Below are 9,816 nucleotides of genomic sequence, written 5' to 3'. Positions count from 1 at the left end.
CGCTTGGTCATGATCAGCGTCATGAACGTGATCACCATGCCGAAGCCAAGCAGGGTCAATAGCATGAGGGTTATCTCCGACTCGTCGTTGTTATGCGATGCCTCCGGCGGGGGAGGCAGGACCGCAAGACTAGGAACAAAAGCTGTCGACAACCTGTCGTTTTTTCCAGTAGCAGGCGAGCGTAGCGGAGCGCGGCGTGGGGGCTCCTTCCGCCGCCGTGCCGTCCCAAGGCGGAAGCGCCCCCTTGGGGCGCAGCAAGCGAGCGTAGCGAGCGCGGCGTGGGGGCAACACACCCCCCCCATGCGACAATTCCCTTATGCGCATACTGGTGATCGAAGACGACGAGGACCTGGCCGACGCCATCGTGCGCCGGCTGCGCCGGCTCGGCCATGCCGTGGATGCCCAGAGCGACGGCCTCGGCGCCGACGGAGTCCTGCAATACGAAACCTTCGACCTCGTCATCCTGGACATCGGCCTGCCCCGCATGTCTGGCTTCGACATCCTGCACCGCCTGCGCGACCGGGGCAGCAAGACGCCCGTGCTGGCGCTGACGGCCCGTATCGACATCGAAGACCGCGTCCACGCCCTGGATACCGGGGCGGACGACTACCTTGCCAAGCCCTTCGATTTCCGCGAACTGGAAGCCCGCTGCCGCGCCCTGCTGCGCCGGCCGAGCGCCCAGGCCACGGGGGTGCTGCGCTTCGGCGACCTGGTCATCGACAGCGCCGCGCGCCAGGTCACCCTGGCCGGCCAGCGCGTCGATCTCCCCAAGCGCGAATACAGCCTGCTGGAAATCCTGCTGGCGGGCATGAACCGCGCCGTTAGCAAGGCTGAAATCGCCAGCAAGCTGTTCGCCTTCGACGACGACGCCGCCCCCAACGCCATCGAGGTCTACATCGCGCGGCTGCGCCGCAAACTGGAAGGCTCGCCCCTGCGCATCGAAACGCAGCGCGGCACCGGCTACCTGCTCACGGCCGCCGACGACGCGGCCGAGCGCTCCGATACGCCCTGACCGTGCAGCACGGCCGCATTTCCGTCCGCCGCCGCCTGCTGGCCACGCTGCTCGCCCTGTTCGCGGCCGCGCTGGCGGCGCTCTACCTGCTGGTGCGCGGCTATGCCCACCAGACCGCCGACACCACCTACGACCAGCTCCTGCGCGCGTCGGTGCTGTCGATCGCGGACAGCCTGCAGCTGGTGCAGGGGGAATGGCGCATGGACATGCCCTACGCGTCGCTGGCGCTACTGGAACAGGCGCCGCGCGACCGCGTGTTCTACCGTGTCACCGCCGCCGACGGCGAACTGGTCTCGGGCTACGCGGACCTGCCTTCGCCGCCCGGGCGCGGCGAAGCCGGCCCCGCGGATACGCCGCGCCTGTTCGAGGCCCGTTACCAGGACGAGCCCGTGCGCATCGCCTGGATGGAGCGCAAGATCGCCGGCCCGCGCGATGCCGAAACGGCCGTCATCGAGGTCGCCCAGACGCGCGAAGCCCGCAACGCGCTGGCGCAAGGGATACTCTGGAAAGGCACGCTGGCCCTGATCGGCTTCGCCGCCGCGGCGCTGGCGCTCGCCTACTGGGGCCTGCAGCGCTCGCTCTCGCCCATCCGGCGCATCGAACGCGAACTGGCCGGCCGCAGCGCGTCGGATCTGCATCCCATTGCGGCGCCCGTGCCCGAGGAGCTCGACACCCTGGTGCACGCCCTGGACGGTTTCATGTCGCGGCTCTCGGAGAACCTGGACACGCTGCGCCTCTTCATCGCCGAAGCCGCCCACCAGCTGCGCACGCCGCTGGCCGCCCTGCACGCCCAGATGGAGGTGGCGCTGGACGAGGAAGATCCCGCCGAGCAGCGCCGCAGCCTGCTGGCGGTATTGCGCAACGCCGGGAAGCTTTCGCGCCTGGTCAACCAGCTGCTGAGCGACGCCAGCGTCATCCATCGCAGCAACGTCAGGCAATTCCAGCCGGTCGACCTGGCCGAGCTGCTCGGCCAGGCGCTGTACGACACCGTTCCGCAAGCCGATCCCCAGCCCGATGTCCGCCTGCGCCTGCCCGATGCCGGCGCCGCGAACCCGCCGCGCGTCATGGGCGACAGCCTGATGCTGCGCGAAGCCTTCAAGAATCTCATCGACAACGCCTTGCGCCACGGCGCCACGGAGGACGGCCACATCGACGTGCGGCTGGAACCGGAAGGGCGGGACTGGCGCATCACGGTATCCGACCAGGGCCCCGGCATCCCGCCCGCGCTGGCAAACACGGCCTTCGAGCGCTTTGCCCGCGGCCCCAATCCGCGCGCGCCGGGAGCCGGCCTGGGGTTGTCCATCATCAAGCGCGTCGTCGATATCCACCAGGGCCGGCTGGCCCTGAGCAACCGCGTGGGCGGCGGCCTGGAAGCCGTGATCACGCTGCCGGGGATCCCGCATGATGCGTAAGGCCTTCTCCGCCCTGCGCCGGTTCGCCGCCGCGGCCGCGCTGCTCCTGCCCATCGCCGGCCCGTGCGCCGAAACCAGCGGCAGCGGGCTGGCGCTGGGCCCCGCGGGCAGCAAGAATGTGCTCGTCGTGCACGCTTCCAACAGCGTGCAGGTGTTCCGCGGCGTGCTGGAGGATTTCAGCAGGCTGAACCCCGCCATCCGCCTGGAGTACACCGAGCTGTCCACCCAAGACCTGTACGCGCAGGCGGTGGCGCGCGCCTGGCAGGCGCCCGCCGCCAAGGCCGGCCCGGACATCATCATCAGCAGCGCCATGGACCTGCAGACCAAGCTGGTCAACGACGGCTATGCGCAGGCGCACGTCTCGCCCGCGACCCTCGCCCTGCCCGGCTGGGCCAACTGGCGCGACGAAGTCTTCAGCATCGGCACCGATCCCATCGTCATGGTCTACAACACGGACAGGCTCGATGCGGCGCGCGCACCGCGCACGCGGCGCGAACTGCTGTCCCTGCTCCAGGCGCCCGGCCAGCCGCTGGCCGGGGCCATCTCCACCTATGACGTCGAGGGCAGCGGCATCGGCTATCTGGCCGCCACTCAGGACACGCGCCTGGACAGCATGGCCGGCGCGCTCCTGGCCGCCCTCGGCCGCAACGGAGTCACGGTCCATGAGTCGACGGAACACGCCCTGGACCGGCTCGAACGCGGCGAAATCACCCTGGCCTACAACCTGCTGGAATCCTATACGCGGCACCGCATTGCCCGGGGCGCCCCGCTCGCCATCATCTACCCCCAGGACTACACGCTGATGCTGTCGCGCTCGGCCATCATTCCGCGGCAGGCGCCGCGCGCGGACCTGGGCGCGCTGTTTCTCGACTACCTGCTGTCCCCACGGGGACAGGAGATGGTCTCGGAGCAGTCCGGCATGCGGCCGGTGAGCGCCTCGGTCATCGCCGCCGCCGGCGTGCGCCCCGTCGGCCTGGGCGTGGGCCTGCTGGTCTACCTGGATCCGCTGAAGAAAAAGCACTTCCTGGACCTCTGGCGCGCGGCGATCCAGCCAGCCGCCAAGGATGTAACCGGCCTTCCGGCCGCGGGCGGCCCCGGCCCCGGCGGCGCGGTTGATTGAAACAATCCGGTGCGGGCGCACCAGATCGGCGCCGGCGGCCGGCCGGCAGCACCCCGCGGGGCCCGCGATTTTGCTCCGGGGCACGGATTTGCGAGGATAATTTCCCATGGGATCCGCGGCGGCCGGCAGCCACCCGCGCGGAACTGCCCGACCCCGCCGCGCGCACGAACCCTCGCCGCGCGCCGCTCCCCCCGACGAGGCCGGAGCCGTCCACAACAATCTGCGATGCGCGGCAGCGGCTGCTGCCTGAACCAGAGCCGGAGGCACCAAATGGCCCAGCACCCGATTGCGGTCCGGCGGGCCACCGAGGCCGTCAGCCACCTTGCCGACCCCGATCCGCCGTGGCAAGACATCCTGCGCACCGCGCGCGACATGGTGGGCGCCGACAGCGGCACGCTCATCGTCTTCGACGCGCGGCACAACCTCTTGAACCTGTCCGCCATCGGCTTCTCGGAAGCCTGCGCCGCGGACTATCAGAATCACTACTACCGCTGCGACGTCCTCGAACGGGATTCCCGGCTGTCGCCTTGCGGAACGTGGCTGGACACCGCCACGATGTATGCGCGAGGACAGCTTCAGCGCACCGAGTTCTATACGGACTTCATGGTCAAGCACCGCATGGCGCAGATCCTGTCGCTGGTCGTCGAATCGAACGCCGTGATGCATGCGGCCGTCGGCTTCCAGCGCTCGACGGTCGACGCCAGGGCCAGCGACCGGCTGCAGTCCGGCGCCTATGCCGGCTACTTCCGCGCGCTGCGCAAGCAGTTGGCGCGGCGCGAAAGCATGCTCGCCATCGGATGGCGATCCATCGAAAGCGCGTTCACCGACGTCGGCGAGGCGGTCCTGCTGATCAGCAAGGACGCCATGGTCGACAAGATGTCCACGCTCGCCGCGCGCTACCTGGACGATGGAAATGGATGGCACGTGCGTGGCGGACGGCTGCGCCACGCCGACGGCAAGCTGCAGGCGCTGTTCGAGTCGCACTGCCTGGCCGTCGCGCGGGACGGACAGGGGCGCTCGCTGGCTTCGGCCTCCGGCTGGGGCGAACTGTTCTGGCTCGACATCAGCATGGCGCCCGAGGCGCTCAACCTCATTGGCGGACGCATGCTGCTGCTGCGCATGCGGCGCAAGAGCGCATTCGCTCCCCCGAATATCGACAGGCTGGAATCCGTGTTCGCCATCACCCGCGCGGAAGCGGCCGTGCTGGCGGGGCTGGCCACCGGGCACAGCGTGGACGAAGTGGCCATGCTGCGCAACGCCTCGGTGCTGACGGTGCGCAAACAGGTCGCGTCCCTCCTCCGCAAAATGGAGTGCAGCCGCCAGTCCGAACTGGTCAGACTGGCCTCGTTGCTGTAGCCGGCCATCCCGGGCATGGCAAGAGCCGTCAAGGACGGATCGTCAGGGCCGGCCGCTGTTGCGCGGTTTTTTTACCTTGTTCGATTTCGGCCACACCATCCGTCTTGTAACAGGCGACCACCCGCCCCAGGCGCAGTACTCTGGTGTCAGGAACTTCCCCCTGGAGCTTCTTGAGCGCTACTGGCTCCAGGAGATTCCCGCCTCTCTCCAGCAGGATCGCCTTCTCCTGCTGGCCATTCAAGAACAACGCCTTCACGACCGAAAACTCACTCAGCGTTTTTTCGTTCGACGTCAACTCACAACGGTCGGCCGGCGCCGCGTCAAATTCAAAAACCGCGGCGCTGAGAGCGATCCGACCAAACTTGGCGACTGTCCATGTACTGGCGCTGAACGCGACGATGCAACTGATGAAAGTGCAGAGCAAGAGGATCCTCAACCCCCACCTCCTTGCCTCCTGCTTCAAATAGATTCTTTCATTCCAGTCGTCACACCCACGAAAAATACACCTGACCGATTTCCACGCGCCGGTTGCGCCCCGCTTTGCCTTCTTGCTCGAACTTCCCAATGCGACCAGGAATATCACTTCGAACACGATTGCCGCGAAGGCCAACAACACGGCCACAAAAAAAACCGCAAAGAACCCGGTTGCTGCGGCATGCGCCATCGACGCATTTCTAGCGTCCGCTCTGATAATTTCCCCTACCCATAATGCGCCGTAGCCTTTGGCCAAGAAGGTTGCAACGATAGGCACAACGAACAGGAGGATCTTCATCAAGACATCCGCCCAGATCTTCTTGGAATCCAACAATCTCACGATCAGCGAAGCAGACAGCCCCAACACGACAATCACATACCCGATCAAGACCAGAGACGTAAAGAGCAGCGCTGAATAGGTGTAGAGCAATCTAAGAAGGAAAAGGAATCCGAAAGCATACAAACCAGAGAACGTGTAGCTTCGGGCCGCACTGATTGGCTCCAGCTTCCTCATCAGAACTCTGGCAAAAAACAACGAAAACCGTCTCGTGACGTTGACGGCCAGTCGGCACACCCAAGGCACAACGACGATGCTTCCCCAGATGAACACTGCAATCGCGAGCGGCGCAGTCAATAAGCCCAAGATCGTCAACATAGGCACACCTGATTGATTGGGGAGTCGGATCTTAGTCTGACACCATTATTCGTCGGCGGGCTGGAATCCGTGTTCGCCCTCACCACGCGCAAGCGGCCTGGCTTTCCCTTCAGGGCTCGCGTCTTCCTCGCCGGCAGCGAGCGTACTTCATTTTGGGTATGCGCCGCCGGCCGGCTACGCCCTACGATGGATCCGAAGGCATGAAGCCAGGGGGAGGCCGTGCCGGTCGCGCAGCTGTCCTTGCCCAAGACTGCCCTGCCGTGAGTCCAAGGACACCGGGCCCAATGCTGCGTTCATTCTTGCCATCGAGGAGCACTTCATGAAGACCGCCCTATTGTTCCGCGCCGCCGTGCCTGCCGCCCTTGCGGCCGCCGCCCTGCTGTCCGGCCCGGCAAGCGCGCAACTGTCCGCCAGCCCGCCCGACACCAACACCACGGTTACCCGCGAGGACGTCGCGCGCGACCTGGCCGCCTGGAAGCAGGCCGGCCTGGAAAACAACTGGAGCAGCGAAAACACGCCGGACGTGAACAGTCCGGAATATCTCGCGAGCTACAAGAAGTACGTGGATACGGTAAAACCCGTTGCGGCGCCCCCGGTCCGGACCCAGTGACGAAATCCCCGGCAGGCGCGCATATGCCATTGCGCGGCGCGCGGGAATGGGCTCGGGCCTGCTCTCCCGCGCCTGACGGCGCCTCAGCCGCGCCTGCCTTCCCCGGCCGGCGCGGCCCCCCGTTCGCTTCCCGGCGTGCGGCCATAGCGCGCGCGGTACGCGCGGTTGAACGTCGTCATCCAGCAGGGGCGCAAGATCGCCGACGGCCTGCCCCAGCAGGTCGCCAACGACCCGCTGGTGGTGCGGGCCTATCTCGGGGAGGCCGCGGCATGATGCTGGAGATACGGCAACTGGACGCGGGCTACGGCGACGTGCAGGTCCTGCGCGGCGTGGACATGCACGTCGGAGAAGGCGAGGTCGTGAGCCTGGTCGGCGCCAACGGCGCCGGCAAGAGCACGCTGATCCGCACGGTCATGGGCTCCCTGCCCGCGCTCTCCGGCGAGATCCGCTTCATGGGCGAGCGCATCAGCGGCCTGCCCGCCCATCTGGTCGCCCGCCTGGGCATGGCCCAGGTGATGGAGGGCCGGCGCCTGTTCGGCCACATGGACGTCGAGGACAATCTGCGGGTCGGCGCCGACGTGCTGCGCGACAAGCGCCGCAGCCGCGAGAACCTGGATTGGGTCTACCAGCTGTTCCCGCGCCTGCGCGAACGCCGCCGCCAGCTCGCCCGCTCGTTCAGCGGCGGCGAACAGCAGATGCTGGCCATCGGCCGCGCCCTCATGACCTCGCCCAGGCTGCTGCTGCTCGATGAGCCTTCGCTCGGGCTCGCGCCCATCATGGTCAAGGACATCTTCGATAAGCTGCCGCTCATCAACGCGCGCGGCATCACCATCCTGCTGGTGGAGCAGGACGTGCACCGCTCGCTAAGCATGGCGGAGCGCGGCTACGTGCTGGAACACGGCGAAATCGTCATGTCCGGACGCGGCGCCGACCTGCTTGCCGACGAGGGCCTGCGCCGCGCCTACCTGGGGGTGTGACCGGCCAGCGCGCCGCGCCGTCAGAAGGTCACCTTGACCGACGGCGCGCTGCGCTGGGCCTCGCCGTGGAACACCGCTTCGATATTGTTGCCGTCCGGATCCAGCACGAAGGCGCCGTAATAGCCCGGATGGTAGTCCCGGAAGCCGGGCGCGCCATTGTCCTTGCCGCCGTTGGCCATCGCGGCCTGGTAGAACGCGTTCACCATCGCCTGGTCGCGCGCCTGGAACGCCAGATGGTGACGGCCCGTCAATTGTCCCAGCGCCGCCTTGCTGTCCGCCGTTGACACGAACAGTTCGTCCGCCCAGAAGAAATCGTCGCCCGTGCCGCCCATCGGCACCTCCAGGGCATCGAATACCGCCTGGTAGAACCGCTGGCTGGCGGCCAGGTCCCGCACCACCAGTTGAATGTGATCGATCAGCCGGCCACGATGGATTTCATGGGTCTGCATGAGGGGCTCCTGTCAGGGGGGAGCTTTTGAATATAACGCCGCAGCGTGGCCTGCCCGCTGAGGGATGACCGCAACAAATCTAAAAAATATTTTGGAATAAATATTCACAAATTGCTATTCGTCTATCAAAATCTAGCGTGCGCGGCTCTTCGCGCTCCCCTGCCCGAGGATCTACCCATGCGCACCGCAAGCCGCTTGCTGGAAGACTCGTATCGCCGGACCGACCGCGCCATGCTGCCGCTGCTCTGGTTGCTGTTCATCGTAGGCCTGTGCATGGCGCCGCAATACGGCCGTTGGGCCGCCGCCATCACGGCCGGCCTGCTGGCGGCGGGAATTCCCACGCTGCTGATCCTCTGGCGCCCCGGCGCCCTGACCACCCGTCTCACCGTCGCCTGTGGATTGATGGTCCTGGCCGCGCTCCATATCCACCTGATGTCGGGCCAGACCGAAATCCACTTCGGCATCTTCGTCCTGCTCTCCCTGCTCCTTGCCTACCGGGACTGGCGGACCATCCTGTGCGGGGCCGTGGTGATCGCAGTGCATCACCTTTCCTTCAACTATCTCCAGCAATGGGGATATGGCGCGCTCTGCTTTACCGAACCCAGCCTGGGCATGGTGCTGCTGCACGCCGCCTATGTGGTGGTGCAGGCCGCCGCCCTGGGCTGGCTGGCCTGGAAGATGGAGCGCGCCGGCATCGCCGCCGAAGAGCTGGCCCGGCTCAGCGCGCATATCGGGCGCGAGCCCGGGGTGTTCGACCTGCGGTTCGGCGGCCTGAGCATGAACAGCGGCCTGGCCCGCAGCTTCAAGACCACCATGGACGCCGTGCACCGGACCCTGAGCGAAGTGCGGACCACGGCCTCTACGCTTTCCGCCTCATCCCACGAAATGATGCAGGGCAACCTGCAGCTCGAAGAGCGTTCGCGCACGCAGGCCGAGTCGCTGGCGCGGACCGCGGCGTCCATGCGCGCCCTGGCCGCCAATGTCCATGACAACGCCGCCCATGCGCAGCAGGCCCGGCAACTGACCGATCAGGCGCGCCAGATCGCCGGCACGGGCAGCACGGCCGTCGCCGGCGTCGCGGCCACCATGGGGGAAATCCAGCAGGAAGCACAGAAGATTTCGGAAATCACCGGGCTGATCGATAGCATTGCGTTTCAGACGAACATCCTGGCCTTGAACGCGGCGGTGGAGGCGGCTCGCGCGGGCGAGAGCGGCCGGGGCTTCGCCGTCGTGGCGACCGAGGTCCGGGCGCTGGCTCAGCGCAGCGCCGGCGCCGCGCGCGAGATCCGCTCCCTGATCGATGGCTCGCTGGAAAAGACCAGCAACGGCTCCCTCCAGGCGGACGCCGCCTCGGACGTGATCCGCGAAGTCGTGTCCAGCATAGACCGGGTCGCGGGCATCGTGGGCCAGATCGGCGACGCGGGCCGGGCGCAAAGCACGGATATCGAAGAGGTCAATCAGGCCGTCGATAAGATGGACGAACTGACCCGGCAGACCGCGGCCCGCGTCGCGGAAGCCGCGAGCGCGTCCAGGGGCCTGCAATTCCAGGCGACGCAGTTACTGCAAGCCGTCGGGGTCTTCCGCCTGCAGAGCAGCCAACCGGCCGAGCAATCCACCGAACCCGGGCAGCTTGCCCGCTCCCGCCCGGCCACGCTGGCGCTGCAGGGGATCTGAAGCCGCACCGCTTCGCTTCCCCAAACAGGGGTTCCCAACCGGCGTCGGAATCGCGGAAAACGCCGCCGCGGTCGATT

At 67.0% G+C, this 9,816-nt stretch carries 10 protein-coding genes; 8 read left to right on the top strand and 2 right to left on the bottom strand.

All coding sequences use genetic code 11. The features are described from left to right. Window positions 1-316: 316 nt before the first annotated feature. The 4 genes from ACN6PJ_RS28285 (at window position 317) to ACN6PJ_RS28270 (ending at window position 4,900) form a co-directional block, all read left to right on the top strand. Window positions 317-1,012, top strand: coding sequence for a response regulator transcription factor (locus ACN6PJ_RS28285; RefSeq protein ID WP_427999053.1), 696 nt, complete (start codon window positions 317-319; stop codon window positions 1,010-1,012). Between the two features lie 2 nt (window positions 1,013-1,014). Beyond that, window positions 1,015-2,424, top strand: coding sequence for a sensor histidine kinase N-terminal domain-containing protein (locus ACN6PJ_RS28280; RefSeq protein ID WP_427999052.1), 1,410 nt, complete (start codon window positions 1,015-1,017; stop codon window positions 2,422-2,424). Continuing rightward, window positions 2,414-3,544: an ABC transporter substrate-binding protein gene (locus tag ACN6PJ_RS28275; RefSeq protein ID WP_427999051.1), complete on the top strand. Its 1,131-nt coding sequence runs from the start codon at window positions 2,414-2,416 to the stop codon at window positions 3,542-3,544. The genes ACN6PJ_RS28280 and ACN6PJ_RS28275 overlap by 11 nt, the downstream gene beginning before the upstream one ends. A 270-nt stretch (window positions 3,545-3,814) precedes the next feature. Beyond that, window positions 3,815-4,900, top strand: a complete 1,086-nt coding sequence (locus ACN6PJ_RS28270; protein WP_427999050.1) for a helix-turn-helix transcriptional regulator — start codon at window positions 3,815-3,817, stop codon at window positions 4,898-4,900. 28 nt (window positions 4,901-4,928) lie between these two features. Here ACN6PJ_RS28270 and ACN6PJ_RS28265 read toward each other — a convergent pair whose 3' ends face one another. Further along, entirely contained in the window at window positions 4,929-6,029 is a 1,101-nt protein-coding gene (locus tag ACN6PJ_RS28265; RefSeq protein WP_427999049.1) for a hypothetical protein, read from the bottom strand. Between the two features lie 319 nt (window positions 6,030-6,348). Here ACN6PJ_RS28265 and ACN6PJ_RS28260 point away from each other — a divergent pair, with 319 nt between their 5' ends. From ACN6PJ_RS28260 to ACN6PJ_RS28250, 3 genes are all read left to right on the top strand, one after another. Further along, window positions 6,349-6,639 (top strand): DUF4148 domain-containing protein, encoded by a 291-nt coding sequence (locus ACN6PJ_RS28260; protein ID WP_427999048.1) that lies wholly within the window; start codon window positions 6,349-6,351, stop codon window positions 6,637-6,639. Between the two features lie 165 nt (window positions 6,640-6,804). Beyond that, complete coding sequence (locus ACN6PJ_RS28255; RefSeq protein WP_427999047.1) at window positions 6,805-6,912, top strand: hypothetical protein; 108 nt, start codon at window positions 6,805-6,807, stop codon at window positions 6,910-6,912. Next, window positions 6,909-7,616 carry an ABC transporter ATP-binding protein gene (locus ACN6PJ_RS28250; protein ID WP_427999046.1) on the top strand — a complete coding sequence of 236 codons (708 nt, stop codon included), beginning with the start codon at window positions 6,909-6,911 and terminating at the stop codon, window positions 7,614-7,616. Before ACN6PJ_RS28255 ends, ACN6PJ_RS28250 begins: the two co-directional genes overlap by 4 nt. Before the next feature lie 20 nt (window positions 7,617-7,636). On the opposite strand, the gene ACN6PJ_RS28245 is transcribed toward ACN6PJ_RS28250, so the two are convergent. Beyond that, a complete protein-coding gene (locus ACN6PJ_RS28245) occupies window positions 7,637-8,065 on the bottom strand; it encodes a VOC family protein (protein ID WP_427999045.1) in 429 nt (142 codons plus the stop codon). 177 nt (window positions 8,066-8,242) lie between these two features. On the opposite strand from ACN6PJ_RS28245, the gene ACN6PJ_RS28240 reads away from it, so the two are divergent. Continuing rightward, window positions 8,243-9,739, top strand: a complete 1,497-nt coding sequence (locus ACN6PJ_RS28240; RefSeq protein WP_427999044.1) for a methyl-accepting chemotaxis protein — start codon at window positions 8,243-8,245, stop codon at window positions 9,737-9,739. Window positions 9,740-9,816 lie beyond the last annotated feature (77 nt).

The sequence above is a fragment of the Achromobacter sp. genome (assembly GCF_050285585.1).
GTDB lineage: Bacteria > Pseudomonadota > Gammaproteobacteria > Burkholderiales > Burkholderiaceae_B > Achromobacter.
The sequence above is the reverse complement of the archived record's forward strand: the minus strand, read 5'-3'. Positions and strand labels throughout refer to the sequence as shown.